The sequence below is a fragment of the Stenotrophomonas sp. FW305-3-2-15-E-LB1 genome, assembly GCF_058787375.1.
Genome location: NZ_JBYSZR010000017.1, coordinates 1 through 26,788, shown reverse-complemented (window position 1 = coordinate 26,788; position 26,788 = coordinate 1). Strand labels below are relative to the sequence as shown.

At 68.4% G+C, this 26,788-nt stretch carries 24 protein-coding genes and 1 pseudogene; 11 read left to right on the top strand and 14 right to left on the bottom strand.

What is annotated here, in order from left to right; genetic code table 11:
* Position 1 precedes the first annotated feature (1 nt).
* Positions 2-634, top strand: a complete 633-nt coding sequence (locus AC3WL7_RS13220) for a CoA transferase subunit B (RefSeq protein ID WP_079220557.1) — start codon at positions 2-4, stop codon at positions 632-634.
* Positions 635-684: 50 nt separating this feature from the next.
* Complete coding sequence (locus AC3WL7_RS13215) at positions 685-1,272, top strand: alpha-ketoglutarate-dependent dioxygenase AlkB family protein (RefSeq protein ID WP_492750700.1); 588 nt, start codon at positions 685-687, stop codon at positions 1,270-1,272.
* 15 nt (positions 1,273-1,287) lie between these two features.
* Here the strand turns inward: AC3WL7_RS13215 and AC3WL7_RS13210 are convergent, their stop codons facing one another.
* The 5 genes from AC3WL7_RS13210 to AC3WL7_RS13190 all read right to left on the bottom strand — a co-directional run bounded on the left by AC3WL7_RS13210 (position 1,288) and on the right by AC3WL7_RS13190 (position 5,900).
* The gene (locus tag AC3WL7_RS13210) at positions 1,288-2,250 is read right to left on the bottom strand and encodes a glycosyltransferase family 2 protein (protein WP_492750698.1); all 963 of its coding nucleotides are present in this window, start codon (positions 2,248-2,250) and stop codon (positions 1,288-1,290) included.
* A gap of 131 nt (positions 2,251-2,381) precedes the next feature.
* Complete coding sequence (locus AC3WL7_RS13205) at positions 2,382-3,023, bottom strand: ABC-type transport auxiliary lipoprotein family protein (RefSeq protein ID WP_079220560.1); 642 nt, start codon at positions 3,021-3,023, stop codon at positions 2,382-2,384.
* The gene (locus tag AC3WL7_RS13200; protein ID WP_079220561.1) at positions 3,020-3,946 is read right to left on the bottom strand and encodes an MlaD family protein; all 927 of its coding nucleotides are present in this window, start codon (positions 3,944-3,946) and stop codon (positions 3,020-3,022) included. Before AC3WL7_RS13200 ends, AC3WL7_RS13205 begins: the two co-directional genes overlap by 4 nt.
* Before the next feature lie 3 nt (positions 3,947-3,949).
* Positions 3,950-4,777 carry an ABC transporter ATP-binding protein gene (locus AC3WL7_RS13195; RefSeq protein WP_108758743.1) on the bottom strand — a complete coding sequence of 276 codons (828 nt, stop codon included), beginning with the start codon at positions 4,775-4,777 and terminating at the stop codon, positions 3,950-3,952.
* A gap of 1 nt (position 4,778) precedes the next feature.
* A complete protein-coding gene (locus AC3WL7_RS13190; protein ID WP_200751788.1) occupies positions 4,779-5,900 on the bottom strand; it encodes an MlaE family ABC transporter permease in 1,122 nt (373 codons plus the stop codon).
* 92 nt (positions 5,901-5,992) lie between these two features.
* Here AC3WL7_RS13190 and AC3WL7_RS13185 point away from each other — a divergent pair, with 92 nt between their 5' ends.
* A complete protein-coding gene (locus AC3WL7_RS13185; protein ID WP_200733328.1) occupies positions 5,993-7,252 on the top strand; it encodes a threonine/serine exporter family protein in 1,260 nt (419 codons plus the stop codon).
* 129 nt (positions 7,253-7,381) lie between these two features.
* Here AC3WL7_RS13185 and AC3WL7_RS13180 read toward each other — a convergent pair.
* The 3 genes and pseudogenes from AC3WL7_RS13180 to AC3WL7_RS13170 form a co-directional block, all read right to left on the bottom strand.
* Positions 7,382-7,762: pseudogene (locus AC3WL7_RS13180) on the bottom strand (H-NS histone family protein); the annotation flags it as partial.
* Positions 7,763-7,984: 222 nt separating this feature from the next.
* Positions 7,985-9,676, bottom strand: a complete 1,692-nt coding sequence (locus AC3WL7_RS13175) for a proline--tRNA ligase (protein ID WP_492750692.1) — start codon at positions 9,674-9,676, stop codon at positions 7,985-7,987.
* 673 nt (positions 9,677-10,349) lie between these two features.
* Positions 10,350-10,727 carry a DUF4124 domain-containing protein gene (locus tag AC3WL7_RS13170; RefSeq protein WP_079225082.1) on the bottom strand — a complete coding sequence of 126 codons (378 nt, stop codon included), beginning with the start codon at positions 10,725-10,727 and terminating at the stop codon, positions 10,350-10,352.
* Between the two features lie 80 nt (positions 10,728-10,807).
* Here AC3WL7_RS13170 and pssA point away from each other — a divergent pair, with 80 nt between their 5' ends.
* The 3 genes from pssA to rimI are packed head-to-tail and all read left to right on the top strand — an operon-like array spanning position 10,808 to position 12,581.
* Complete coding sequence (gene pssA / locus AC3WL7_RS13165) at positions 10,808-11,584, top strand: CDP-diacylglycerol--serine O-phosphatidyltransferase (protein WP_079220566.1); 777 nt, start codon at positions 10,808-10,810, stop codon at positions 11,582-11,584.
* Between the two features lie 53 nt (positions 11,585-11,637).
* Positions 11,638-12,087 carry a hypothetical protein gene (locus AC3WL7_RS13160; RefSeq protein ID WP_174208717.1) on the top strand — a complete coding sequence of 150 codons (450 nt, stop codon included), beginning with the start codon at positions 11,638-11,640 and terminating at the stop codon, positions 12,085-12,087.
* Complete coding sequence (gene rimI, locus AC3WL7_RS13155; protein WP_079220568.1) at positions 12,084-12,581, top strand: ribosomal protein S18-alanine N-acetyltransferase; 498 nt, start codon at positions 12,084-12,086, stop codon at positions 12,579-12,581. The genes AC3WL7_RS13160 and rimI overlap by 4 nt, the downstream gene beginning before the upstream one ends.
* Positions 12,582-12,638: 57 nt before the next feature.
* On the opposite strand, the gene AC3WL7_RS13150 is transcribed toward rimI, so the two are convergent.
* The 4 genes from AC3WL7_RS13150 to AC3WL7_RS13135 all read right to left on the bottom strand — a co-directional run bounded on the left by AC3WL7_RS13150 (position 12,639) and on the right by AC3WL7_RS13135 (position 18,466).
* Positions 12,639-13,460 (bottom strand): EamA family transporter, encoded by an 822-nt coding sequence (locus AC3WL7_RS13150; protein ID WP_492750689.1) that lies wholly within the window; start codon positions 13,458-13,460, stop codon positions 12,639-12,641.
* A 106-nt stretch (positions 13,461-13,566) separates the two neighbouring features.
* The gene (locus AC3WL7_RS13145) at positions 13,567-16,395 is read right to left on the bottom strand and encodes a valine--tRNA ligase (RefSeq protein ID WP_492750687.1); all 2,829 of its coding nucleotides are present in this window, start codon (positions 16,393-16,395) and stop codon (positions 13,567-13,569) included.
* A gap of 72 nt (positions 16,396-16,467) precedes the next feature.
* Positions 16,468-16,893 carry a DNA polymerase III subunit chi gene (locus AC3WL7_RS13140; protein ID WP_108745936.1) on the bottom strand — a complete coding sequence of 142 codons (426 nt, stop codon included), beginning with the start codon at positions 16,891-16,893 and terminating at the stop codon, positions 16,468-16,470.
* A gap of 94 nt (positions 16,894-16,987) precedes the next feature.
* Positions 16,988-18,466 carry a leucyl aminopeptidase gene (locus tag AC3WL7_RS13135; protein WP_079220572.1) on the bottom strand — a complete coding sequence of 493 codons (1,479 nt, stop codon included), beginning with the start codon at positions 18,464-18,466 and terminating at the stop codon, positions 16,988-16,990.
* A 104-nt stretch (positions 18,467-18,570) separates the two neighbouring features.
* Here AC3WL7_RS13135 and lptF point away from each other — a divergent pair, with 104 nt between their 5' ends.
* The 3 genes from lptF (at position 18,571) to AC3WL7_RS13120 (ending at position 21,686) form a co-directional block, all read left to right on the top strand.
* Positions 18,571-19,653: an LPS export ABC transporter permease LptF gene (gene lptF, locus AC3WL7_RS13130; protein WP_492750683.1), complete on the top strand. Its 1,083-nt coding sequence runs from the start codon at positions 18,571-18,573 to the stop codon at positions 19,651-19,653.
* Positions 19,650-20,750: an LPS export ABC transporter permease LptG gene (lptG, locus tag AC3WL7_RS13125; protein WP_492750681.1), complete on the top strand. Its 1,101-nt coding sequence runs from the start codon at positions 19,650-19,652 to the stop codon at positions 20,748-20,750. Before lptF ends, lptG begins: the two co-directional genes overlap by 4 nt.
* Positions 20,751-20,828: 78 nt before the next feature.
* On the top strand, positions 20,829-21,686 hold the full coding sequence (locus AC3WL7_RS13120) for a hypothetical protein (protein WP_492750680.1): 858 nt from the start codon (positions 20,829-20,831) through the stop codon (positions 21,684-21,686).
* A gap of 93 nt (positions 21,687-21,779) precedes the next feature.
* Here the strand turns inward: AC3WL7_RS13120 and AC3WL7_RS13115 are convergent, their stop codons facing one another.
* Positions 21,780-22,271, bottom strand: coding sequence for an RDD family protein (locus AC3WL7_RS13115; protein WP_079220575.1), 492 nt, complete (start codon positions 22,269-22,271; stop codon positions 21,780-21,782).
* Positions 22,272-22,327: 56 nt separating this feature from the next.
* On the opposite strand from AC3WL7_RS13115, the gene xerD reads away from it, so the two are divergent.
* Complete coding sequence (gene xerD / locus AC3WL7_RS13110) at positions 22,328-23,305, top strand: site-specific tyrosine recombinase XerD (protein ID WP_283221026.1); 978 nt, start codon at positions 22,328-22,330, stop codon at positions 23,303-23,305.
* Between the two features lie 98 nt (positions 23,306-23,403).
* Positions 23,404-24,207, top strand: a complete 804-nt coding sequence (locus AC3WL7_RS13105) for a DsbC family protein (protein ID WP_079220577.1) — start codon at positions 23,404-23,406, stop codon at positions 24,205-24,207.
* 117 nt (positions 24,208-24,324) lie between these two features.
* On the opposite strand, the gene AC3WL7_RS13100 is transcribed toward AC3WL7_RS13105, so the two are convergent.
* The gene (locus AC3WL7_RS13100) at positions 24,325-26,439 is read right to left on the bottom strand and encodes a glycosyl hydrolase family 18 protein (RefSeq protein WP_492750676.1); all 2,115 of its coding nucleotides are present in this window, start codon (positions 26,437-26,439) and stop codon (positions 24,325-24,327) included.
* Positions 26,440-26,788: the final 349 nt, after the last annotated feature.

Below are 26,788 nucleotides of genomic sequence, written 5' to 3'. Positions count from 1 at the left end.
CATGGCGTGGACCCGTGATGAGATGGCGGCACGCGCCGCCCGCGAACTGACCGATGGCGCCTACGTGAACCTGGGCATCGGCCTGCCGACCCTGGTGGCCAACCACATTCCCGAAGGCGTGGACGTGTGGCTGCAGTCGGAGAACGGCCTGCTTGGCATCGGCCCGTTCCCGACCGACGCCGAAGTGGACGCCGACCTGATCAACGCCGGCAAGCAGACCGTCACCGCGCGTGCCGGTGCCAGCTACTTCGGCAGCCATGACAGCTTCGCGATGATCCGCGGCGGCCACGTCAACCTGGCCATCCTCGGCGCCATGCAGGTGACCGACAAGGGTGACCTGGCCAACTGGATGGTGCCCGGCAAGATGGTCAAGGGCATGGGCGGCGCCATGGACCTGGTGGCCGGCGTGCAGCGCGTGGTGGTGCTGATGGAGCACACCGCGAAGAACGGCGAGCACAAGCTCCTGGCCGAATGCTCGCTGCCGCTGACCGGCGTCGGCGTGGTCGACCGCATCATCACCGACCTGGCCGTGTTCGACGTGACCGACGACGGCCTGCTGCTGGTGGAGGCGGCGCCCGGTGTCGGCGATGAAGAGCTGAAGGACAAGACCGGCGTGCCGTTCCGGCGTGCCTGAGTGGCCGTGCGCGGGGCGCGTCTGCCGCCCCGCGCATGAGGACGAGCGCGATGCTGTTTGCCCCTGACCTGCCCGACGCCGACGTCCAGCACCTGCCCGGCTGGCTGCCGGCCGCCGCCGCCGATGCGCTGCTGTCGGCCCTGCAGTCGGAACTGCCCTGGGAGGTGCATCGCATCCGCATGTTCGGCCGCTGGGTGGATTCGCCACGGCTGAGCTGCTGGATCGGTGACCCGCAGGCGCGCTACCGCTATTCGGGGGCCGAGTTCGTGCCGCAGCCGTGGCCGCCGCGGCTGCAGGTGCTGCGCGAAAGGCTGCAGGGGCAGGGCATCGGCGCCTTCAACAGCGTGCTGGTCAACCGCTACCGCAGCGGTGGCGACTACATGGGCTGGCACAGCGATGACGAGCCGGAACTGGGGCCTTCCCCGCTCATCGCCTCGCTCAGCCTGGGCGCGGCGCGCCGGTTCCTGCTGCGGCGGCGCGAGGACACCACGCGCAAAGCTGAATTCCTGCTGGGCCATGGCGACCTGCTGCTGATGGGCGGCAGCACCCAGCGCTTCTACCAGCACGCGCTGCCGAAGATGGCACGGGTGCAGGGCGAGCGCATCAACCTGACATTCCGCTGGATCCAGCCGCGCTGATCGTGCACCGACAGGTCAGGCGCGCAGCAGATCGATGCAGGCCGACAGCAGGCCACGGCCGAAGTGGCCATAGTTGCCACGCAGCAGTTCACTGATCACCGCCGGGATGCGCTGCAGGCGCGAAGCCGGCAGCTGGGCGCGCACGGCGATATGGCGCTGCTTGCGCTCGACCCAGGCCATCGGGCCGGCGGGAAGGCCGCGGGCGCGGGCGCGCTCCAGCAACAGACCGCATTCCACCCGTTCGCTGTCCAGTTGGCGCTTGCGTTGCTCCGCGCGCGGGGTGGCATCGTTGCCGCCCAGGCCCAGCTGGTTATTGCTGTGCAGGCGGTAGTCGATGAGGGGCTCGGCAAGGCTGTCGATCTCGCCGCGCATGGCGGCCAGCGTGCCGATCCAGGCGTCATGCACCCAGTCCGACGTCGGCAGCGGGAGCGCGTCCTCCAGCACCGACCGGTGCAATGCCATTGCCGCGCCGGTGATCCGCTTCCGCTTGAGCAGCACGCGCAGGCCATCGCCTGCATGCATCCGCGCCTGTTGCCCGGCCCCGTAGCGCAGTGCGGCGAACAGGGTCTGCGGCATCGGCTGGCCCGCTTCATCGATCAATCGCGCATTGCAGTGCAGGACACGCAGGCCAGGCCGTGCATCGAACGCGGCGCAGAAGCGGGCGAGCTTGTCGGCGTGCCAGACGTCGTCCTGGTCGCACAGGAAAATGATCTCGCCGGTGCAGGCACGCAGTGCACCATCGAAGTTGCGCCGGTAGCCGACGTTCTGCGGGTTCACCTGCAGGTCCACGGCGATGCCTGCGGCTTCCGCACGCGGTGCGAAGGCCTGCAGCAGCGCCAGCGTGCCATCGGAGGAAACATCGTCGCGGATCACGATCTGCTGCGGCCGGTGGGTCTGCGCCAGCAGGCTGTCGAGCTGCGCCTGCAGGAAGCGCTCACCGTTGTAGGTGCAGACGGCGATGGAGACGGAGGCGGGCATCAGCGTGGGAATGGGCCGTGGCGTCTGATTATCGCACGCACCTGCCGGGGTGCCGCCGGGCATGGCCCGGCGCTGCCTGCATCGCGGGGCGGTAGCGCCGGGCCACGCCCGGCGAGCGCAGCGGATAGGGTTCAGCGCTTCATCGACGCTGCGTCGTTCTGCCCGTTGACCAGCGTCCAGCCCACCACGTCCTGCGCCAGCTGCTGCAGGCCACGCTCGAAGGCGGCGGCCACGGCCGGCACGTCGGTACTGCCCACCGGCTGCGCCTGGCGGAACGTGCGGTCAGCCACCACGCGCTGGTCGGTGGTGTGGATCAGCTTGGCGTTCACTTCGATCACCACCGTCGGCGTCGCCTGGCCCTGGTAGTCCGATTCGAAGCGGCGGATATCCGTGGCCAGCTTGTAATCGGCGCGGATGCCGGCGGCGGTGCGCGCCACGCCACGCAGGCGGCCGGAATCCTCGAAGCCGCGCAGCAGGGTGTCTTCGATGATGTCGGTGGCCGGCTGTGCCCAGCTGGCGCCCTTGTAGATCTCCAGCTCGGACGGCGTCGGCCGCACGTTGATGCGCGGGCTGTCGACCATGCGCGCGGCGCTGGGCTTGGACACCACCAGCTGCCAGTCGGCCTGCGGCCAGCTCGGGTCCACCTTCACCTGCACGGCGGGCGAATACAGGGTGACCGGGCTCTTGTCGCCGCTGCCAAGGATCGAGCAGCCACCCAGCAGGGCGACGGCCGAGGCGGCCAGCAGCAGGCGCGGAAGGGTCATCGTGCTCATTTGGGTTCGAACTCCTTCGGTGCGTCGCGGCCCAGCAGGTAGCGCGCGGGGTTGTTCTCGAGGCGGTCGCTGACCCGGCGCAGGTCGCGGATCAGGCCGCGCAGTTCGTTCAGCGTCGGGCCCAGCTGGCCCAGGCCATCGTTGGCGAAGCTGTTGATGGCCGCACGGTTCTCGCCCAGGATCGAATCGGCATTGCCCGCGGCCGAATCGAGCTTGCCGAGGGTGGCGTCGAGCTTGTCGATGATGCCCGGCAGCTGCTGCACCAGGTTCTTGTCCAGGCGCTCGATGGTGCCGTTGGTGGTCTTCAGTGTGGTGTCCAGGCTGCGTGCGGCATCGCGCGCGCTCAGCAGCAGCGCCTGGGTGCCCTGGTCACGGTCGGCCAGGCCGCCGCTGATGGTTTCCAGGTTGGCCAGGGTGGCGTTGATCGAGGCGACGTTGCGGTCGCTCAGGATCTGGTCCATGCGCTCGACGATGCGGTTGGCCACATCGGTGATGTTCTGCAGGGCCGACGGCGTGGTCGGGATGATCGGCGCCGGATCCTTGTTGACGGTGGTCAGCGTCGGTGCCTGCGGCGTGCCGCCACTGAGCTGGATGATCGACGGGCCGGTCAGGCTGGTGATGGCCAGCTTGGCGCGGGTATCGGTCTTGACCGGGGTATTGGAGTTCAGGCGGATGCGCGCGACCACCTGGCGCGGGTCATCGGGCACGAGGTTCAGCTCGGTGATCGAGCCCACCGCGATGCCGTTGTACTGCACCGGGCTGCCCACCGACAGGCCGGTGACCGCCTCGCGGAACACCACGCGGTATTCCTGCCAGGTGCGGTCGGAGGAGTACTTGGCCGCCCACAGGCCGAAGGCCAGCAAGGCCAGGCCGGTGATCAGGGTGAACGCGCCGATCAGCACGTAGTTGGCTTTGGTTTCCATGGCTCAGGCACTCTTGATCTGTTCGCCGCGCGCGGCACGCGCACGGGGTCCGTGGAAATATTCCTGGATCCAGGGATGGTCCAGTTTCTCGATCTCCGGCAGCGGCGCGTTGGCCACCACCTTGCGGTCGGCGATCACCGCCACCCGGTCGCAGATCGCATACAGCGTGTCCAGGTCGTGGGTGATCAGGAACACGGTCAGCCCCAGCGCTTCCTGCAGGGTCTTGATCAGGCGGTCGAAGGCGGCCGCGCCGATCGGGTCCAGGCCGGCGGTGGGTTCGTCCAGGAACAGCAGCGGCGGGTCCAGCGCCAACGCACGGGCCAGGCCGGCGCGCTTGCGCATGCCGCCGGACAGCTGCGAGGGCAGCTTGTTGATGGCATCGGCAGGCAGGCCGGCCAGCTTCACCTTCAGCAGCGCCAGTTCGTAATGCCAGCGCTCGGGCAGCTCGCGGTGGTGTTCCTTCAGCGGCACCTGCACGTTCTCGCCCACGCTCAGCGAGGAGAACAGGGCGCCATCCTGGAACAGCACGCCGGTATTGCGCTCGATGTGCAGGCGGCTTTCGGCATCGTCGGCGCGTGCATCACGGCCGAGCACCTCGATCTGCCCTTCGTCGGGCACGCGCAGGCCCAGGATCGAGCGCATCAGCACCGACTTGCCGGTGCCCGAGCCGCCGACCACGCCGAGGATCTCGCCCCGGCGCACGTCCAGGTCCAGGCCTTCGTGCACGGTCTGGCTGCCGAAGCGGTTGACCAGCCCGCGCACGCGGATGGCCAGGTCGTGGCCCTGGTCGTCGTGCATCGCGGTGTCGGTATCGATGTCGTGTGTGTTCATGTCACCAGTCCATGTGCATGAACCACAACGCCGCGAAGGCGTCGATGATGATGACCAGCGAGATGGTCTGCACCACGCTGGAGGTGGTGCGCTCGCCCACCGACTGCGCCGTGCCTTCCACCTTCAGGCCTTCCAGGCAGCCGATCAGGCCGATGATCAGCGCGAACACCGGCGCCTTGGACAGGCCCACCAGCATGTGCCGCACTTCCATCGTTTCGTGCATGCGCGCGATGTACATCTGCGGCGGAATGTCCAGGTCGAACGCGCCGACGGTGATGCCCCCGGCCAGGCCGGCGATCATCGCGATGAAGGTCAGCAGCGGCAGGGTCACCAGCAGGGCCAGCAGGCGCGGCAGCACCAGCAGGTCGACCGGATCCAGGCCGAGCGTGCGCATCGCATCGATCTCTTCGCGCGCCTTCATCGCGCCGATCTGCGCGGTGAACGCACTGGCGGTGCGGCCGGCCAGCACGATGGCGGTCAGCAGCACGGCAAACTCGCGCAGGAAGGCGATGTTGACCAGTTCGACCACGTAGATCTCCGCGCCGAAGTCACGCAGGATGGTCGAGCCGAGGAAGGCGATGACCGCGCCGACCAGGTAGGACAGCAGCGCTACCAGGGGCACCGCGTCCAGGCCCACCTGTTCCATCTGGTGCACGGTGGCGGTCAGGCGGAAGCGCCGCGGTTCCTTCACCAGCCGCGCGGCCTTCACCAGGTTCTCGCCGAGGAAGCTGCACAGCGCCTTGATGTTGTGGCCGGTGGCATGGACGCTGACGCCGAGGCGTTCGAGCGCGGCCAGCACACCGAAATCGCGCTTGGGCTTGGGACGGTCGTCGGCCACTTCCTCGATGGTGCACACCAGCGCCTGGTGGTCCGGGCGGAACTGCAGTGCCTGTTCGCCGAGGTCGGCACGATGGGCCACGCGCAGCACCTGCAGCACGCCGGCCGAGTCCAGCTGTTCGATGCCGGTGGCATCGATGCCGGTCAACGTGTCGGGAATGCCACGCAGCACCTCGGCCGCGTCCAGCGCGGTCTTCAGGGTCCAGTGCCCGGACAGGCGGATCAGCCCGGGATCGTGGGCGTCCTGTTCAAGCCGGGGGGCGTGGTTCGGGGTCATGGGGGCCATTCGGTTCGCAGCATAACCGTTTCGTCCTGCGCGCCGCGTCGAACCGGGATGAATTTCTCCTGCCGGGCCCGGCGTGGGTAATACTACGGCGCATGTCTGCAGACGCTCACACGATCCCCACGCCCCCGGCCACCTACGCACAGCGCGTGGCATTCGTTTCCGAGATCGCCGGGCGCCTGCACAGCTATGGCACCACCGCACAGCGCCTGGAAACGGCCGTGGTGGCCCTGGCGCGCCAGCTCGATCTCGATTGTGAGCCGTGGTCCAACCCCACCGGCATCATCCTCAGCTTCAGCGATCCGGCACAGGCCATCGGTTCCAGTGACATCACCCGGGTGATCCGCCTGGCGCCGGGCGAGAACGATCTGCACAAGCTGAGCGTGGCCGACCGCATCGCCGAGGAAGTGTCCAACGGCCGCATGAGCATCGCCCAGGGCCATACCGCACTGCGCCAGCTGGACAAGGATCCCGGTCGGCGCGGCAAGCTGCGCACCATCCTGTCCTTCAGCCTGGGCGCGGCCGGCGTGGCCGGCATGTGGAAGCTGCCGTGGCTGGATATCGCCACCGCCGGTGTCATTGGTCTGATGATCGGCCTGTTGGGCATGGTCACCGACCGCCGCCCGGCTACCCGCGAGGCCGCCGAGGCGCTGGCTGCGCTGCTGGCCGGCATGGTCGCCACCCTGGTGGCGGCCTTCGTTGGCGCGCTCAACCTCAATACCGTCATCATCGCCTCGCTGGTGGTGCTGCTGCCCGGCATGTCGCTGACCAACGCGGTCAATGAACTGGCCAGCCAGCACTGGGTATCGGGCACGGCACGCTTTGCCGGCGCGCTGACCACCATCATGAAACTCAGCGTCGGCGCGATGATCGCGGTGACCCTGGCCGACGTACTGGGCCTGGAGCCGGTGATCCGCGCCTCGCGGCCGCAGGGGCCGTGGGTGGAATGGGGCTCGCTGCTGACCGCCGCCTTCGCCTTCGCCATGCTGTTCAAGGCCAATCGCCGCGATTATCCGTGGGTGATGGCGGCGTCGGTGGCCGGTTATGCCATTTCCAAATTCGGTGGCCACGCCTGGGGCGCACCGGCCGGCATTTTCCTTTCCGCCATGCTGCTCACCGCCGGTGGCAATCTGTTCGGCCGCCTGGTCGGGCGCCCGGGCGCGATCATCCGCCTGCCCGGCATCATCATGATGGTGCCCGGCAGCACCAGCCTGCGCGGCGTGCTGACCCTGGTGCAGCAGCAGGACGTGGGCGCCGGGCAGAGCGTGTTCCTCACCGTGCTCAACGTGGTGATGGCACTGGTGGCCGGCCTGCTGTTCGGCAACCTGCTGATGCCGGCGAGAAAAACCCTGTAGGTGTGGACCGTTGGTCCACACGCCTTGATGCCCTTGGTGGGTGTGGACCGTTGGTCCACACGCCGGGGAACAAAAAAACGCCGGCTTGCGCCGGCGTTTTTCATTTCATTCCGACCGTGGGCCTCAGGCCTTCTTGATCAGGAAATCTTCCGGCTTCTTGCCGCCCTTGGCGGTCAGTTCGGCCATCCAGCGCGGCTGCTTGCCACGGCCGGTCCAGGTTTCCTTCGGGTTGGCCGGATTGCGGTACTTCGGCGCAACCTTGCCGAGCTTGCGGCCCGCGGTCTTCGCCGGTGCCTTGGTGGCCTTGGTGGCCTTGCGCGCACGCGGGGCGGCCGGCGCGTCACCGAACAGTTCCTCGATGGTGTAACCCTCGGCCTTGGCCAGCTTGCTCAGCTGGGCACGTACCTTGGTGATCGGGCGACGCTTGGCCACGATGGTCTGCTGCTTCTTGGCGGTGCGGATCAGGGCGCCCAGCTCGCGTGCCGACAGGCCGCTCAGGTCGATGCTCATTTACGATTACTCCGGAAACTGAATTAGGGACAGGGACGAGCCGGTCCGTGGCGTCGCGGGACAGAATAATGACGAATTAATCCCAGCACAAATACCGGCAGTCGTGACATGGCGGCCAGGTGGCCCCAATCCGTCCATTTTGACCGGATTATGTCCGCCGGCATTTTGCTGGTGCGCACAAAACAGGCAAAAAAAGACCGGGGCAGGCCCCGGTCTTTCCAATCAACCCTGCAGGCGCTGCAGCAGGGTGGTTTTGTCCAGGCTCTCCGCCTCGCTGGCACGGCGCGAACGGTATTCGAAGGTGCCAGCGGCCAGGCCGCGTTCGCTGACCACCACCCGGTGCGGCACGCCGATCAGTTCCATGTCGGCGAACATGGCACCCGGGCGCAGGCCGCGGTCATCCAGCGCCGCATCCAGGCCTGCATCGCGCAGTTCCTGCAGCAGGCCGGCGGCCGCATCGGCCACGCCGGCGTCGCCCTTCGGGTTGATCACGCACACCACCACCTGCCACGGCGCCATCGCGTCGGGCCAGATGATGCCGGCGTCATCGTGGTTCTGTTCGATCGCCGCCGCGACCACGCGGGAAATACCGATGCCGTAGCAGCCCATCGCCATCACCGCGGCCTTGCCGTTCTCGTCCAGCACGGTGGCGTCGAGCGCTTCGGCGTACTTGCGGCCCAGCTGGAAGACGTGGCCGACCTCGATGCCGCGGGCGATCTTCAGTTCGCCGCCGTCCACGGCGCGGTCACCGGCCTGCACGTTGCGGATGTCGGCCACTTCCGGCTCGGCCAGGTCGCGGCCCCAGTTGACGCCGGCCAGGTGGAAACCGGCCTCGTTGGCGCCGACGACGAAGTCGGCCATGGCCGCCACTTCACGGTCGGCGACCACGCGGATGGCCTTGGCCGGGGCGACCGGGCCGAGGAAGCCCGGCACGCTGCCCAGGTACTCGGCGATTTCCGCCTCGCTGGCGAAGCGCTGGTCTTCCAGGCCGGCGACCTTGCCCAGCTTGATCTCGTTGACGTCGTGGTCGCCGCGCACCAGGGCCAGCACGAAGCCGCCTTCGGTCATCAGCCCCACCGACTTCACGGTGCGGGTCAGGTCGAGGCCGAGCAGGGCAGCGACGTCCTCGCAGGTCTTCTGCGTGGGCGTGTCCACCTTGCGCATGGCTTCGGCGGCAGCCGCGCGCGGTGCCGGATCGGCGGCCACGGCCGCTTCCATGTTGGCGGCATAATCCGAGCCGGTGGAGAACACCAGCGCGTCCTCGCCCGAATCGGCGATCACGTGGAATTCCTGCGAGGCATCGCCGCCGATGGCGCCGGAATCGGCCTGCACCATGCGGAAATCGAGGCCCAGGCGGGTGAAGATGCGGCTGTAGGCCGCCTTCATGTTTTCGTATTCGCGCACCAGGCAGTCATCGTGCAGGTGGAACGAATACGCATCCTTCATCAGGAATTCGCGCGCGCGCATCACGCCGAAACGCGGGCGGATCTCGTCGCGGAACTTGGTCTGGATCTGGTAGAAGTTGACCGGCAGCTGCTTGTAGCTGGACAGCTCGCTGCGTGCGAAATCGCAGGCGGCTTCTTCGGCGGTGGGGCTGTAGCAGAAGGTCTGTTCCTTGCGGTCCTTGATCTTCAGCAGCTGCGGGCCGAACTTTTCCCAGCGGCCGGTCTGCTCCCACAGTTCCTTCGGCTGGATGGTCGGAATCTGGAATTCGACGGCGCCGGCGCGGTCCATTTCCTCGCGCACGATGCGCTCGACCTTGCGCAGCACGCGCAGGCCCAGCGGCGACCAGGTGTACAGGCCCGATGCCAGCTTGCGGATCATGCCCGCCCGCAGCATCAACCGGTGGCTGGTGAGCTCGGCGTCGCTGGGGGTTTCCTTGGTGGTGTGCAGGTGGAACTGGGAGAGGCGCATCGTCGGCTTCGGATAACGGCAGAGACGCCTATTCTGCCAGCCCGGCCGGGGGTTTGTACTGGCAGGGCTTGCAGCCCTGCACCCGCCGAATCAACGTCCGAAGCCGGAGCAACGTCAAAAGCCGGGTTCCTGGGGGATGGCGGGGTGGGTCCGGTTGAGGGGGACGCCGTGAATACGTCCATGTAGGCTCGGTCGCCGCATCCATGCGGCTCACGCCCCCTCAACCGGACCCACCCCGCCTTCGACAGTTTTCCGCGATCTGTCGGAGCACGGGGTCGGATCCCGTTGCTGCGCAACGGGCTCTGACCCCATTTGAATATCGATATCTGGGAGGAAAATCGTGTCGACCAAGGTCGACACCTACCAGAAGCCCGTCTGAGTCGACGCAGTAGATCCACGCCATGCGTGGATGATTTATTCGATATCTGACAGATGTGCCGACCAACGGTCGGCACCCACCACCAGCAGGTTCCAGCAGCCGCGTGAACCTGTCGAAGGCGGGGCACTGTGGGTTTGCGGGGTGTGAGCCGCATGGGTGCGGCGACCAAGCCCCCATGGATGGGTTTACGGCGTCCCCGCACACCCACAGTGCCCCGCCATCCCTCGGAATGCCGCTGTGTCTTTTGACGTTGATTGCAGCAGGTGCAGGGCTGCAAGCCCTGCCGACCCCCCCTTAACCCTCCGGCGGGCAGTAGGCCTTGATGGCCGCTTCGGCCAAGCCCTTCTGCGCGCTGCGCTGCTCCGGCGTCAACGCGGTATCGGCCTTGCCATCCCCGTCGGTGTCCTGCATCACCGGACCGGTGCCCGCCAGCAGGGTCACATTGGCCCGGGCAGTGCTGCACTGCTCCGGTACCGGCGCGGCCTCGGCGGCGGCCGGTGCGGCCGGCTGCGTGCCGCGGGCCTGCTCCCGGGTTTCGTATTTCGCCCCGGCCGGCGGCGTCTCCGAATACTGGGTCACGCCCTTGGCATCCTTCCACTTGTAGACGGGCCCGGCCACCGCGTTGGCACTGGCCAACAGCAGCAGGCATCCCAGGCAGGACAAGGCACGCATGGCAAACTCCGCGGAATGGGCGTAGAACGCCGATTGCAGCATTGCCGCCGACCGCTGGCAAGTCGATTAAACTGGATTCCATGGACCCGATCACACCGCCGCCGCGTTCGCGCACGATTTACCTGCTGCCCAACCTGTTCACCACCGCCGGGCTGTTCTCCGGCTTCTACGCCATCATCGCGGCGGCCAATGGCGATTTCGTCAATGCCAGCATCGCGGTGTTCGTAGCGGCGGTGATGGATGGCCTGGATGGCCGCGTTGCCCGCCTGACCGGCACCAGCAGCGAATTCGGCGTGCAGTACGACTCGCTGGCCGACCTCGTCAGCTTCGGCATGGCCCCGGCGCTGGTGATGTACCACTGGTCGCTGTCCGAGCTGAAGTACGACGGCGAACTGCTCGGCCGTCTCGGCTGGGCGGTGGCCTTCCTGTATGCCGCCTGCGCGGCGCTGCGCCTGGCCCGCTTCAACACCCAGGTGGCCGTGGTCGACAAGCGCTGGTTCGTCGGCCTGGCCAGTCCGGCCGCGGCCGGGCTGATGATGTCCTTCGTCTGGGCCTTCGCCGATGGCAGCCTGGGCTGGAACGGCAACGAGCTGCGCTTCGTCGCGCTGGCCGTCACCGTGGTCGCGGCCCTGCTGATGGTCAGCCGCATCCGCTTCTGGAGCTTCAAGGGCGGTGCCGCCAAGGGCACCCGTTCCGACCGTGTACCGTTCCTGGTGCTGGCGCTGGTGCCGATCGCCATCGCCATCGCGGTCATCGACCTGCCACGCGTGCTGTTCGTGGTGGGCATCCTTTACGCGCTGTCCGGCCCGGTGATGTGGGCCCTGCAGCGCCTGCGCAAGAAGCCAGAGGCGGCGTGAGCCAGGACCTGCCCGTGTTGTGGTCCCCGGCCCAGCAGGCCTGGCTGCAGGCCATGGGCTATACCGTCTACCACGACGGCCAGCTGGCCGCCGAGCTGGACGCGGCCCTGCAGTTGAGCGTGGCCGAGGCCGAAGCGGCGTCAGCGCCGGTGCGCAGCGAAGCGCCGCGGCAACCGCCACGCCAGGCCGACGCGCCGGCCGAACGCGCACCGGTGCAGTACGAGCGTGGGGCGCCGCCGTCGCGGACCACGCCGGTGGCCGCACCCGATACCGCGCCGGCCGCCTCGCGGCCGCAGCCCAGCGGCAACGCGCGGCAGCCGTCGGTGCGCCTGCCTGATCGACTGCAGATCGCGCTGCTGCGGGCCTCCGGCTGCAATCCGAATGATCCGGCCACGCAGGCCCTGATGGACAGCTGGCCACTGGAACAGCTGCGTCGCGACCCGGCAGCCAAGCGCGCGCTGTGGCCGCAGCTGCGCGCGCTGCGCAAGCGGGGCGCACCGTGAGTGCGGTCGCCCGGCCGGGCCCGGTGTCGATGCGCGCCCTGCGCGAAAGCGACCTCAATGCGGTGATGGCCATTGAAGTGCGTGGCTACCCGTATCCGTGGACGCGCGGCATTTTCCTGGACTGCCTGCGTGCCGGCTACCCGGGCCTGGCCATGGAGCGTGACGGCCTGCTGATCGGTTATGGCGTGCTGAGCCTCGCCGCCGACGAAGCCCACGTGCTGAACATCTGCATCGATCCGCTGGAGCAGTCGCATGGCCTGGGCCGGCAACTGATGCGCGCGCTGGTGCGCCTCGCCGGTGACCGGGGCGCGCAGCGCGTGTTCCTCGAAGTGCGTCCGTCCAACACCTCGGCGCTGGCGCTGTACCACAGCGAAGGGTTCAACGAGATCGGGCGCCGCCCGCGTTACTACCCGGCCGCCAACGGCCGCGAGGATGCGCTGGTGATGGCGATCGAGCTGGTCAACGACGACCTGCAGACGATGCCGCCGCTGTAACGGAGAAGGATTGCCGCCGCGCTCGCCGGGCATGGCCCGGCGCTACCGATGGATGGTTTATGCCATCCGCAGCGCCAGTACGCCGCCGATGATCAATCCCGCCGCCAGCCAGCGTACGCGCGGCACGCGTTCGCGCAGCACGAACACCGAGATCAGCAGGGCGAACAGGATCGACGATTCGCGCAGCGCCGATACCATCGCCACCGGTACCTGGGTCATCGCCCACAGCGCCATTGCATACGATGCGGTGGTGCCGACGCCACCGGCCAGGCCCAGCGGCCAATGCTGGCGCGCATAGGCCAGCACCGCACCACGCCGCGTGTACAGCGCCCACAGCGGCAGTGGAATACCGGACAGCAGGAACAGCCACAGCGTGTAGCCCAGCGCGCTGCCCGACTGGCGTGCGCCGTGCGCATCGACCAGCGTGTAGGTGGCGATCATCATCGCCGTCAGCAGCGGCAGGCCGAGCTGGCCGCCACGCGCGCCCAGCGCCATGCACAGGATGCCGGTACTGACCAGCACCACGCCCAGCCACGCGACCGCGGGCAGCGACTGGCCGAACAGGCTGCCGGCCAGCGCGACCAGGATCGGCGCGCAGCCACGCATCAGCGGGTAGGCCAGGCTCATGTCCACCTGCTGGTAGCAGCGTGCGACCAGGCCGTAGTAGGTCACCTGCAGCAGCACCGACGCGGCCAGCCACGGCCAGCTGTCCGCCGCAGGGACGGGCAGGAAGGGCAGGGCGGCAGCCGACAGCAGTGCAGCGCTGCCGGTGACCAGCACGGTGCCGAGGAACTTGTCCGGCCCGCGCTTGACGATCGCGTTCCAGCTGGCATGCAGGGCAGCAGCGGCGAGGACCAGCAGGAAGATGGAAAGCGGCATCGCCCGATGATGCCATGGGGCAGAAATGGAAACGCCGGGCAGTGCCCGGCGTTTCCAATACCGCGTTGGTAGCTGCCAACTTTGGTTGGCACCCGGACCGCAGCCGTTACAGCTTCGCGCGCTGTTCCTGCAGGCCGGCCAGCTGGGTGTTCCAGTCGACCAGGCGCACGCGCTCCTGCTCGACCACGGCCGGCGGCACCTTGTCGGTGAACTTGGCCAGCTTGGCCTCGCTCTTTTCCTTCTCGCTTTCCACGCGCTTGATCTCCTTGTCCAGGCGCGCGCGCTCGGCATCCAGATCCACCAGGCCTTCCAGCGGCACCAGCAGCTTCAGCTCGCCGACGATCGCGGCGGCGGCCGGCGGCGCGCTTTCGCCTTCGGCCAGCCACTGGATGCTGTCCAGCTTCAGCAGGAACGACAGCGAAGCGCTGAAGCGTTCGATGCGCACGCGGTCCAGCTCCAGGCCGGCCTGCAGGCGCAGCGGCACCAGCTTGGACGGGGCCACGTTCAGTTCACTGCGCACGCGGCGCACGGCACTGATCACGGCCTTCAGCCATTCCACATCGGCCTCGGCCTGGGCGAAATCGCCGGCGAATTCGTCGGCGGTCGGGTACGGGCGCAGCGACAGGGTGGCTTCGGCCAGGCCCAGGCGCGGGGCCAGCTGCTGCCACAGCTGTTCGGTGATGAACGGGGTGAGCGGGTGCAGCAGGCGCAGCAGCGCTTCCAGCACGTACAGCAGGGTGTGGCGGGTGCTGTCGGCATCGGCGGCGTCAGCACCGTTCAGGGCCGGCTTGCTCAGTTCCAGGAACCAGTCGCAGAACTCGTTCCAGGCAAACTCGTACAGGCACTGTGCCAGCAGGTCGAAGCGGTAGTTGGCGTAATGGCCCTGCGCCTCGGCGGAGACCGCGGCCAGGCGCGCCAGGATCCAGCGCTCGGCATCGGTGCGCGGGCTCGGCACGCCATTGAACGCAGCACCCTCGGTGTTCATCAGGGTGAAGCGGCTGGCGTTCCACAGCTTGTTGCAGAAGTTCTTGTAGCCCTCGGCGCGGTTCATGTCGAACTTGATGTCGCGGCCATGGGTGGCCAGCGCGGCGATGGTGAAGCGCAGCGCGTCGGCACCGTGGGCGGCGATGCCGTCCGGGAATTCCTTGCGGGTGGCCTTCTCGATCTTCTCCACCATCTTCGGCTGCATCAGGCCGCCGGTGCGCTTGGCCACCAGGTCGTCGATGGCGATGCCGTCGATGATGTCCAGCGGGTCGAGCACGTTGCCCTTGCTCTTGGACATCTTCTGGCCCTGGCCGTCGCGGATCAGGCCGGTGAAGTAGACGTCCTTGAACGGGATCTTCCCGGTCAGGTTGTCGGTGGCCATGATCATGCGTGCCACCCAGAAGAAGATGATGTCGAAGCCGGTGACCAGCACCGACGACGGCAGGTAGCGGTCGAAGCCACGCTCGGCCATGGCCTGCGCGTTCGGCCAGCCCAGGGTGGAGAACGGCCAGATCTGCGAGGAGAACCAGGTTTCCAGCACGTCGCTTTCCTGGCTCAGCACCACGTCGCTGCCCAGGTTGTGCTTGGCGCGCACTTCGTCTTCGCTGCGGCCGACGTAGCAGCTGCCGGTGGCGGCATCGAACCAGGCCGGAATGCGGTGGCCCCACCACAGCTGGCGGCTGATGCACCAGTCCTGGATGTTGTTCATCCAGTGGCGGTAGGTGTTGATCCAGTTCGGCGGCACGAAGGCGATGCTGCCGTTCTCGACCAGCTCCAGGCCACGACGCGCCAGCTCGTCCATCTTCACGAACCACTGGTCGGTCAGATAGGGCTCGATCACCTGGCCGGTACGGTCGCCGCGCGGCACCTGCAGCTTGTGCGCCTTGGTTTCGACCAGCACGCCCAGGTCTTCCAGTTCGCCCAGCACGGCCTTGCGCGCTTCGTAGCGGTCCATGCCCTGGAAGCGTTCGGGCGCGTTTTCATTCAGCGCCGCCACCGGGGTGAACAGGTTGATCATCGGCAGGCTGTGGCGCACGCCCACCTGGTAATCGTTGAAATCGTGCGCCGGGGTGACCTTGACCACGCCGGTACCGAATGCGCGGTCCACGTAGTCATCGGCGATCACCGGCACGCGGCGGCCGGTCAGCGGCAACACCACGCTCTTGCCGATCAGGTGCGCGTAGCGCTCGTCTTCCGGGTGCACCATCACCGCGGTATCGCCCAGCAGGGTTTCCGGGCGGGTGGTGGCCACGACCAGGTAATCGCGGGTTTCGCGCAGGGTTTCCACGCCGTCGGCATCGCGCTCGACGTGCTCGTAGCTCAGGCCTTCATCCAGCGTGTAGGCGATCGACCACAGGAAGCCGTCTTCCTCGGCGCTCTCCACTTCCAGGTCCGAGATCGCGGTCTTCAGCACCGGGTCCCAGTTGACCAGGCGCTGGCCGCGGTAGATCAGGCCCTGTTCGTGCCAGCGCACGAAAGCTTCGATCACCGCTTCGGACGGCTGCGGGTCCATGGTGAAGGTGCTGCGCGACCAGTCGGCCGAGGTGCCCAGGCGGCGCATCTGCCGCTCGATGATGTCACCGGACTGCTGCTTCCACTCCCACACCTTGCCGATGAAGCCTTCGCGGCCCAGCGAATCGCGGGTCTCGCCCTTGCCTTCCAGCGCCAGGTTGCGGCTGACCACCATTTCAGTGGCGATGCCGGCATGGTCGGTACCCACCTGCCACAGCGTGTCGTAGCCGCGCATGCGGTGGTAGCGCACCAGCGCATCCATCAGGGTCTGCTGGAAGGCATGGCCCATGTGCAGGGTGCCGGTCACGTTCGGCGGCGGCAGCAGGATGGTGTAGGGCTCGCCCTTGCCGGACGGCTTGAAGTGGCCGGCCTTCTCCCAGGCCTCGTAGAGGTCGGTCTCGAAGGACTTCGGGTCGTAGCTGGAGGCGAGTTGGGTCATGCGGGGGAACCAGGAGGTAATCGTTGAAGGATCAGGGCAGCGGGACGGCCCATCAAGGGGGCCACGCCGCGCTCACATGTCGTGCTTGTTCAGGTCGTAGCCGGCGGTCTTGTACTGGCGCCAGCGTTCGCGCAGCGGTTCGCGCGCTTCCGGGTCGGCCGGCACCACTTCCAGCACGCGCTCGCACTGGCCCAGCCAGGGTTCGTCGCGCAGGTTGATCACCAGGGGGCGCATCGGCGCCTCGTCCCCGGGGATGGAAATGAGCACCACGGCCTCTTCCTCGTCCACGTCCTCGCCGACGATCTGGTGCGGGATGTAGGCATCCTCGTCGAACGACCACAGCAGTTCGTCCAGCTCTTCGGCCTGGGCCTGGTCGCGGGCCAGCACCAGGGCGGGCAGCCCGGCATCGTTGGCCTTGCGCGCCAGTTCGCAGACCAGGCGCAGCGGCTCGGTCAGGAAACGGGGCTTGGCGATCAGGTAGAAATCAGCGCGGGGCATGGCAGGGTCCGGGTCGGGCAGGGGCCCGGCATGCCGGGCGGGCAGGCCGGAGGATGCCCCGGCCGGCAGGCGCCGGCCAGGGGCAGGTACGGCATCAGGCGCGGGCGACCTGGTCCAGCAGCCACTGGCTCAGCAGGCCGACCGGGCGGCCGGTGGCCATGCCACGCTTGCCTTCATCACTGGCTACGCCGGCGATGTCCAGGTGGGCCCAGCGCTGGCCTTCGGCAAAGCGCGACAGGAAGCAGCCGGCGGTGATGGCGCCGGCCCAGCGGCCGCCGATGTTGTAGACGTCGGCGAAGCTCGAATCCAGCATCGGCTGGTATTCGTCCCACAGCGGCAGGCGCCAGGCGCGGTCGAACACGTGCTCGCCGGCGGCCAGCAGCTCGTTGGCCAGGTCGTCGTGCTTGCTCATCAGGCCGGCGGTCTGGTGGCCCAGGGCCACCATGCAGGCGCCGGTCAGGGTGGCCACGTCGACCAGGGCCTGCGGCTCGAAACGCTGCGCGTAGGTCAGCGCGTCGCACAGGATCAGGCGGCCTTCGGCGTCGGTGTTGCCCACTTCGATGGTCTTGCCCGACATCGAGGTGATCACGTCGGACGGGCGGTAGGCATTGCCGTCGATGGCGTTTTCCACGGCCGGCACGACCACCACCAGGTTCAGCGGCAGCCTGGCCTTCACGGCGGCGACGAAGGTGCCGATGACGTTGGCGCCACCGCACATGTCGTACTTCATCTCCTCGATGCCGCCCTGGGTCTTCAGGTTGACGCCACCGGTATCGAAGGTGATGCCCTTGCCGACCAGCACGTACGGCTTGGCGTCGGCCGCACCGGTCCACTTCAGCACGACCAGGCGCGGGCGGTTGGCCGAGCCGCGGGCCACGGCCAGCAGCGAGCCCATGCCCAGCGCTTCCATCTGGTGCTCGTCGAGGATCTCGGCCTCGGCGCCGTCGTGCTCGCCGGCGAACTTCACGCCCACTTCAGCCAGGTAGGCCGGGGTGCAGTAGTTCGGCGGCAGGTTGCCCAGTTCGCGGGCGAACTCGACACCGGCGGCGATGGCCTGGCCCTGGGCCAGGGCCTGGGCGTCATCACCGGCAATGGCCAGCTGGGCCAGGCCGGCGTCGTCGGCCTTCTTCTTGCCCAGGGTGGCGGTGTAGCGGTAGGCGGCGTGGTCGGCGGCGATCACGGCCTGGCGGATCGCCCAGGCGGCGTCGCGGTCCTTGACGGCCACTTCGGACAGGGTGAACAGCGCGCTGCGGGCGGCGCCGGCCTTCAGCGCGCGCACGGCGTCGCCGACGGCCTTCAGGTACTGCGGCACGCCGAAACGGGCGGCTTCGCCCAGGCCGACCACCAGCACGCGCGGGGCGCTGACGCCCGGCAGGTCATGCAGCAGGGTGGTGGCGCCGGTCTTGCCGGACAGGTCGCCGCGCTGGGCCAGGGCGGCCAGGCGCCCACCGCTGGCGGCGTCCAGGGCCTGGGCGGCCGGGGTCAGGGAGTGGTCGGCATAGGCGCCGACGACCAGGCAGTCGACGCTGGCGGCGGCCGGAGCGAGGTGGTTCAGGGTGAATTCGAGGGCCATTGAGCAGATTCCATTGGCGAGTCCGTACAATCGCAGGCCGTTTACGCCCAGACAGTAGACTGGGCGGCACCGCGAACGAACCCCAGAGTTTAAACCACCGCCCCATGCTGAAGCTCGACCGATACCTGCTGGGCGATTTCGTCCAGAGTTTCCTGGCTACCCTGATCGTCCTGCTGGTGGTCAGCGTGGGCGGCGTGCTGGTGGACATCCTCGGCAACATCGCCGACGGAAGGCTGCCGGCCAAGCTGCTGTTCTCGCAGCTGGGCCTGCAGTTCATCGCCTACATGCCGCTGATCCTGCCGCTGGCGCTGATGCTGGGCCTGCTGCTGGCCATTGGCCGCCTCTACCGCGATTCGGAGATGGCGGTGCTGACGGCCATCGGCGTTGGCCCCAGGCGCCTGATGCGGCCACTGCTGATGCTGGTGGTGCCGGTGGTGCTGCTGGTCGGCGCCTGCTCGCTGTGGCTGGGCCCCTGGGCCGGCCGCACCGCCGAGCAGATGATCCAGGACGCCAACCGCAGCGTGCTGATGGCCGGCCTGGAGCCGGGCCGGTTCACCCCGCTGCCCAATGGCGGCGTGGTCTACCTGTCCTCGATCTCGCCCGATGGCACCACGCTGGGCCGGGTGTTCCTGCAGCGGCAGAAGGATGACCGGCTGGAAGTGGTGTCCGCCGCCGGTGGCCGCATGTTCTTCGAGGGCAAGCAGCAGCGCTTCCTGGAGCTGGACGATGGCCACCAGGTGGAAGGCCCGCTGGCTGGCGCGCTGGATTACCGGCTGGCCACCTTCGCCCGCAATGACGTGGCCCTGCCCGACGGCGCCCAGGCCAAGGCCGAGGATGACCCCGAGCTGATGCCGACCCTGCAGCTGCTGGGTGACGACCGGCCTGAGGCCAAGGCCCAGCTGCACCGCCGCATCGCCCCGCCGCTGATCGCCCTGGCCTTCGCCCTGCTGACCGTGCCGCTGGGCCGCAGCTCGCCGCGCCAGCAGCGCTACGGCCGCATGATGCTGGCCCTGCTGGCCTACATGGTGGGCACCAACCTGACCTTCATCGGCGCCGGCTGGATTGCCGACGGCCGCATTCCCGGCGCGCTGGGGCTGTGGTGGCTGACCCTGCCGCTGCTGGCGTTCGCCATCTGGATGTACGCGCGCGATGGCCGCCTGGCCCGCCCGAAGGGAGCCCGCGCATGAAGCTGCGTCCGATGCGTTTCGATGTCTACCTGGGCCGTGCGGTGTTCACCACCGTGCTGCTCACCTGGGCGGTGCTGACCGGCCTGGACGTAGTGATGGCCTTCTCCGGTGAGTTCAAGGATATCGGCAAGAACGGCTATTCGCTGGGCCATGCCGCGGCGTGGGTGCTGTATACCGTGCCCCGCCGTGCCTACACCTTCTTCCCGACGGCCGCGGTGATCGGCGCGCTGATGGGCCTGGGCCAGCTGGCTGCCACCTCCGAGCTGACCGCGCTGCGCGCGCTGGGCCTGTCGCGCAAACGCCTCAGCGTCTCGGTGGCGATCGCGCTGTCGCTGCTGACCGGCGTGATGGTGATCAGTGCCGAGACCATTGGCCCGTGGGGCCAGAGCCGTGCCGATGCGCTGAAGATGAGCGCCAAGTGGGGCACCGATGTGACCACGGCCCGCTATTCGGGCCTGTGGGCGCGCGAGGGTGACACCTTCCTCAATGCCGCCACCGGCGAAGAGCAGCTGGTCGGTGACAAGGGCACGCGGCTGATCCTGCGTGACGTGCGCCTGTACCGCATTGCCGGGGATGGCAACATCGTGTCGCTCACCCATGCGGCCACCGCCGAGCACGACAAGGACGGCTGGGTGCTGACCGGGGTCAAGCGCGACACCTTCGCCGAGCGTGGCGCGACCCGCGAGGAAGCCGAACGCGAACGGTGGGACTCCAAGCTGGATGCCGGCGCACTGGCGACCGGCATCGCCAAGCCGCGCAACCTGAGCGTGTCCGAGCTGCGCACCAGCATCGAGTACCGCGAGCGCAACAACCTCGATGCCCGTGATTTCGAGGATGTCTACTGGAGCCGCTGGTTCTACCCGCTGAACGTGCTGGCGCTGTGCCTGGCCGCCGTGCCGTTCGCGTTCGGTTCGCTGCGCAGCGGCGGCATGGGCAAGCGCCTGTTCCTGGGCATCCTGTTCGCGCTGGGCTTCTGGCTGCTGCAGCTGTTCTTCGGGCGCATGGCCGGTGCGCTGAAATTCGATTACCGCATTGCCTACGCCTTGCCGCCCATCGTCATGCTGGCGGTCTCCGGCTGGCTGTTCCGGCGCAGGTAGCGCCGCCTTGCTTCACCGCGCGGGCGCATGCGGCGCCCGCACGCTCCACACCAAGGATGAACACCTTCAAGGATGAACATGCTCTTCAATCGCCTGGTTCCCGCTGTTGCCGCCCTGTTGTTGCTGGTGGGCTGTTCGCGCCCGATCGATTTCGAGATCGACAACCCGACCGACGCACCGGTCACCCTGTCCATCGACGCGCAGGCGCACGTCATTCCGCCGCACACGGCCGTGCCCATCAGCCTGGAGCCTGGCCAGTACCGGCTGCAGAGCGAAAAGATCGGCACCGTGCGCATGGTGGTCTACGCCGGCGGCATCGGCGGCCTGATCAACCCGACGCTGGGCGAGTACGTGATCGTGACCGAGCAGTACGTCACCAGCAAAACCAACTCCGGCGGCCTGGCCTCCAAGATCGAGCTGAATGACGTGGTGATTGATGGCCCGTACGTGAAGGCGACCGGCCTGTTCATTCCGCGCCGCTGGGATATCGGCCTGCTGGGCGAACTGCCGAGCGTGGTGATGTCCAACAGCCCGGATACCTCGTCTGATTACCGCACCAAGCTCTACAACGTGCCCGGCTTCTTCGAGTACCTGGATGCCGAGGACGATCTGCGCGCGGCCTTCGGTCCGGAGGGCTACCAGACGCCGGAAGCGACGGTCGAATTCACCCCGGCCACCCTGCCGGAACTGCCCGCCGCCTTCGAGGCCAAGGGCAAGCCGATGCGCGAACTGTATGCGCAGTACCTGGCGGCCAGCGATGCCGGCGAGCAGAAGCGCCTGAAGAAGGCCAGCCTGAAGCTGTGGCAGGACTTCGGCACGACCCGCGCGGCATTGAACGGCAAGATCCCGGTGCCCGACGACGTCAAGGCCACGGCGTTCTCGTTGCAGTTCTTCGAGCTGTGGGCGCAGCCAGCGGTGATCCTGCCGGAAGGCTGACCCGTAGCGTCGAGCTTGCTCGACGGCCGTGCAGCGTAGTCGAGCAAGCTCGACTCTACGTAGGTAGCGCCGGGCCACGCCCGGCGGACGCTCTCAGCGCTTGGGCATGCGCACCAGGCGCGTGCCGCTGGCGCGGTCGTGCCAGGTCAGGCGCTGGCGATCCAGCCACGCCCACCAGAAGCCCAGCCCGCCCAGCAGCAGTGACAGCGTGGCCACCGCGAAGCGCAGCCACAGCTGGCGGCGACGCAGCGGCGTGCCATCGCGCGATTCCAGTTTCAGCCGCCACGGCCGCATGCCCAGCGTCTGCCCGCCGCGGCGCCAGCTGGCCGTGGCGTACCACCCGGTCACCGCCCAGCACACGGCCCACAGCAGCCACTGCCACGCACTGAACGGCGCGATGTTCTCGCGCTGGGCGTGGCCACTGAAGGTGTAGGCCAGGGTGAACAGCGTGCCGGCCAGCATCCACAGGGCCAGCACCGGCAAGGCGTCATAGACCATCGCCAGCACGCGCCACGGCAGCAGCGCACGCGGGCGGGGCGTTCCAGTGGCGGCCGCAGGGGCCGTGTCGGTGGCGGGCTGGGACATGCGCCGAGCATACGCAAAGCTGGCCGCGCCCGCAGTGGCCCTCGTATCCTGCACGCATGGCCGTCATTTCCACCCCTGCCGAACGCCGCCAGCTGGTCACCCAGCTGCCGGAACTGCGCGCCGACGACAGCGTGCGCATCCAGCGTTTCCTCGATGCGATCTGGGCCGAGAACGGGCTGGCCCGCGCCACCCTGGACAGCTACCGGCGTGACCTGGAAGGCCTGGCGCGCTGGATGGATGGCCGCGATGGCGGCCTGGCCGGCATCGAGCGCCCGGGCCTGTTCGATTACCTGGCCTGGCGCACCCGCCATGGCTGGTCGCCACGCAGCAATGCGCGCCTGCTGTCGGCGCTGCGCGCGTTCTTCGCCGATGGCGTGCGCCGTGGCGAGCGCAGCGAAGACCCCAGCGCGCTGCTGGATCCGCCCAAGCTGCCCCGCCTGCTGCCCAAGGCACTGGCCGAAAGCCAGATCGATGCCTTGCTCGCCGCGCCGGACATCGACAGCCCGCTGGGGCTGCGCGACCGCGCCATGCTGGAACTGATGTATGCCGCCGGCCTGCGCGTGAGCGAGCTGGTGCTGCTGCCGGCCACCGCGGTCAACCTGCGCCAGGGCGTGCTGCGGGTGACCGGCAAGGGCAGCAAGGAACGCCTGGTGCCGCTGGGCGAGGAGTCGCAGCACTGGCTGGAACGTTACCTGCAGCAGTCGCGGCCGCAGCTGGTCGGCAAGGGCAAGGTGCACGCGCTGGCCGATGGGCAGACGCCGCTGTTCATCGAGCCGAGCCTGCATGCGTTGACCCGGCAGGCGTTCTGGCACCTGGTCAAGCGCCATGCGCAGGTAGCCGGCATCGACCCGGCGCGGATCAGCCCGCACGGCCTGCGCCACAGCTTCGCCACCCACCTGTTGAACCGTGGTGCCGACCTGCGCGCGCTGCAGATGCTGCTGGGCCACAGTTCACTGTCCACCACCCAGATCTACACCCTGGTCGCGCGCGAACACCTGCAGAAGCTGCACGCCCGGCACCATCCGCGCGGCTGAACGGCCAACGGCGGCAGCGGGGCGGTACGTGCGCACGGTCGCGGCCCGTCACGTAGGCCTGTGTCAGAATCCGGGGTCTGATTCCCAGCGGATTGCCCATGTTCCGATTTGCCATCGCTGCATTGTTCAGTGCGGTCAGCCTGACCGCCTGCGCCCAGCCGGCGCCGCCGGCCGCCAAGGCACCTGCCGCTGCTGCAAAGGCCGGTCCGGCCGCGCCTGCGGGTTCGCCCGAACAGGCCGTGCGTGCCGCACTGACCGCGCTCAACCCGGGCTTCGAAGTCGACTATGTCGGCGCGGCACCGTTCCCCGGTTTCCGCGAAGTTGTCGTTTCCGGCCAGCTGCTGTACGTCTCCGATGACGGCCGTTACCTGTTCCAGTCGCAGCCGTATGACACCCGCGAGAAGGCCCCGGCCAACAGCGAAGGCCTGCTGGGCTACCGCCGCCAGCTGCTGGCCAAGGCCAACCATGGCGACCGCATCGTGTTCGCCGCGCCCAACGCCAAGTACACCATCAGCGTGTTCACCGATATCGAGTGCGGCTACTGCCGCAAGCTGCACCAGGACATCGCCGAGCTCAACCGCAACGGCATCACCGTCGAATACCTTGCCTTCCCGCGCATGGGCCTGGGCAGCAAGGACTACACCGACATGATCTCGGTCTGGTGCGCGGCGGATCGCCGCCAGGCGCTGACCAATGCCAAGCGCGGCGGCAGCGTGCCGGCCAGGAACTGCACCAACCCGGTGGCCATGCAGTACACGCTGGGCCAGCGCCTGGGCGTCAACGGCACGCCCGCGATCTTCGCCCCCGACGGCACCCAGCTGGGCGGTTACCTGCCGCCGGCGCAGCTGCGTGCGGCGCTGGAGAAGCGCGCCGCCGCCAGCACCGCAGGTGGCAGCCGCTGATCGGAACGCCGCCGGGCATGGCCCGGCGCTACCGTGGATGGGCGGGTAGCGCCGGGCCATGCCCGGCGGATGCATCATGCAGGAAGGGCCGGGGACGCGATGCGTCCCCGGCTTTTTTCATTTCAGGCCATCACTGACCGCCTTGGTCAGCGTGCCCTGTGCATCGTCGCCACTGAACTCCCAGACGAACGCGCCGCCCAGGCCCTGCGTTTTCACGTAGCCCATCTTGCGGGTGATGTTGGCCGGGGTGTCGAAGCTCCACAGCGTGCTGCCGTTGTAGATCCACGTGGCACCGGCGGTGTTGTCGGTGTAACCGGGCCAGGCCAGGTTCTTCAGCACCTTCCAGTCTTCGATGCCAGCCTCGTAGGTGCCCGGCGCAGCACCGCCGGCGGTCTGGTACATGCCGTTGTTGCCGCTGGCCACGCCGGTCCAGCCACGGCCGTAGTAACCGATGCCGAGGTTGAGCTTGGCCGCCGGCACACCGCGGCTGATGAAGGCCTCGATGGCGTCGTTGCTGTTGTAGAGCTTCTGGTCGCCCGTGGACGGATCATTGGGCGAGTCGAACAGCGCGGACTGGTGATTGGTCTTCGCATCCCACGCGCCGTGGAAGTCGTAGGTCATCACATTGATGTAGTCCAGGTACGGGTGGTACGCGGCCGGGTCGGTGACGCGGACCTTGTCGATGCCCGCACCCACGGCCACGGTCAGCAGCAGGCCCGGGCGCACCGCATCGAGCTGGTGGCGGAATTCGGCCATCAGCGCGGTGAAATTGGCGTTGTCCTCCGGCTTGCCGCATTCGATGCCACACGCCACCGGGTACTCCCAGTCGATGTCGATGCCGTCGAACACGCCCAGTGCCGCGGCTGCGCCACCGGCACCATCGGTCACCGGCAGGTTGCCCTTGATGTACGCATCGATGCAGGAGGCGACGAAGGCCTGGCGGTTTTCCGGGCGTGCGGCGCTGGAGAAGCCGCGCGACCAGGTCCAGCCACCCAGCGAGATCAGCACCTTCAGGTCCGGGTACTTGGCCTTCAGCTGCTTGAGCTGGTTCCAGTTGCCGCGCAGCGGCTGGTCCCAGGTATCGGCGCTGCCGCTGACGCTCTCACCGGCAGCGAAGGCCTTGCTGTAATCGGCGAACGCATCGCCACCGGCACCGGTGTTCGGGTCCGACGGCTGGGTGATGCCGACTTCGCAGCGGTTGTTGCGCACGTTGCCGAAGGCGTAGTTGATGTGGGTCAGGCGCGCGGCCGAACCACTGCTGTCGATGTTCTTCACCCGGTAGTTGCGGCCGTAGATGCCCCATTGGGTGAAGTAGCCGATGACCCGCTTGCCGGTGCTGCCGCCGCTGCCGGCCAGGGTGGTGGCACTGACCGCGCTGCCCTGCGCCGACGCGTTGCCGGCATTGTCGCGGGCACGGATGCGGTAGCTGTAGGTGGTCGAAGCGGTCAGCCCGCCATCGACGTAGCTGGCGCTGGACGGCGAGCCGACCAGGCTGCCGTTGCGGTACACGTCGTAGCCGGCCAGGCCGCTGCCACCGGTGTTGTCGGTGGACGGGCTCCAGCTGAGCGCGATGCTGCTGGCAGTGCGGGTGCCCACCGCCAGGCCGCCGGGCACGCTGGGTGCGGTGGTATCGCCGCTGGCCGCGTTGACGGTGATGGTGATGGTGGGGGTGCTGGTGGTGGCGTTGTTGTTGTCGGTGGCCACCGCGCGCAGGGTGTGGCTGCCGGCGCTGGCGTTGGCCCAGCTGGCGCTGTACGGCGCGCTGGTGTCCACCCCGATCGAGCTGCCATCGCGGAAGAACTCGACCTTGCTGACGCTGCCGTCCGGGTCGCTGGCATTGGCGTTCACGGTGATCGTGCTGCCGGCGCTGAAGGTGGCGCCGTTGGCGGGCGAGGTCAGGCTGACCACCGGCGGCTGGTTGGCGCCGCTGCCGTCACAGGCACCGAGATTGGTGTAGTAGGGCGCCCCGGCCGGATGGTCCGGCGGTGCGTTCCAGATGTCCTGGTTCGCCCGGTACAGGACCCCTCCCTTCTGCAGGGTATCGCCGGCCCGGTAGATCTTGGCCTGGTCCCACTGCGCCACGCCGGCACAGCTGGCGGCCTGGGCCAGGCCGGGCAGGGCGGCAGCCCCGGCGGCCAGGGCCAGCAGCCAGGCCATGCGGCGCGGGCGGAGGGGGCGGGAGGAGCGTTCGGCACTGCGTACATCGGCACTCTGCACAAGCTTGTCGTACATGGTGTGTCTCCGACTTCCGGTGGCGCGCGGGCCGGATGGCACCGCGCGTGACGCAGGTCCGGACATCGCCCGGGGAAGGGCGACGGTGGGGGCGGACGGGGTACCTGGCTGGCCGGGGAGAGAGTCCGGGGCCAAGTGGGGACAACGTTGTCATCAATTGACCGGGTAATCCGTGAGCGAGCGCATGGTTCCGGGATTCGGGTATTCCGGCATTCCGGCGAAGAGCGGCGCTGGCGCGGGGTTGGCTGCCATCGGCGGGGCCCCTTCGTGGCTGGGGATTTCCGCGAACAGCGGATTTCTGGGGGGAGGGGCGGGGGGGGGGGGGGGGGGGGGGGGGGGGGGGGGGGGG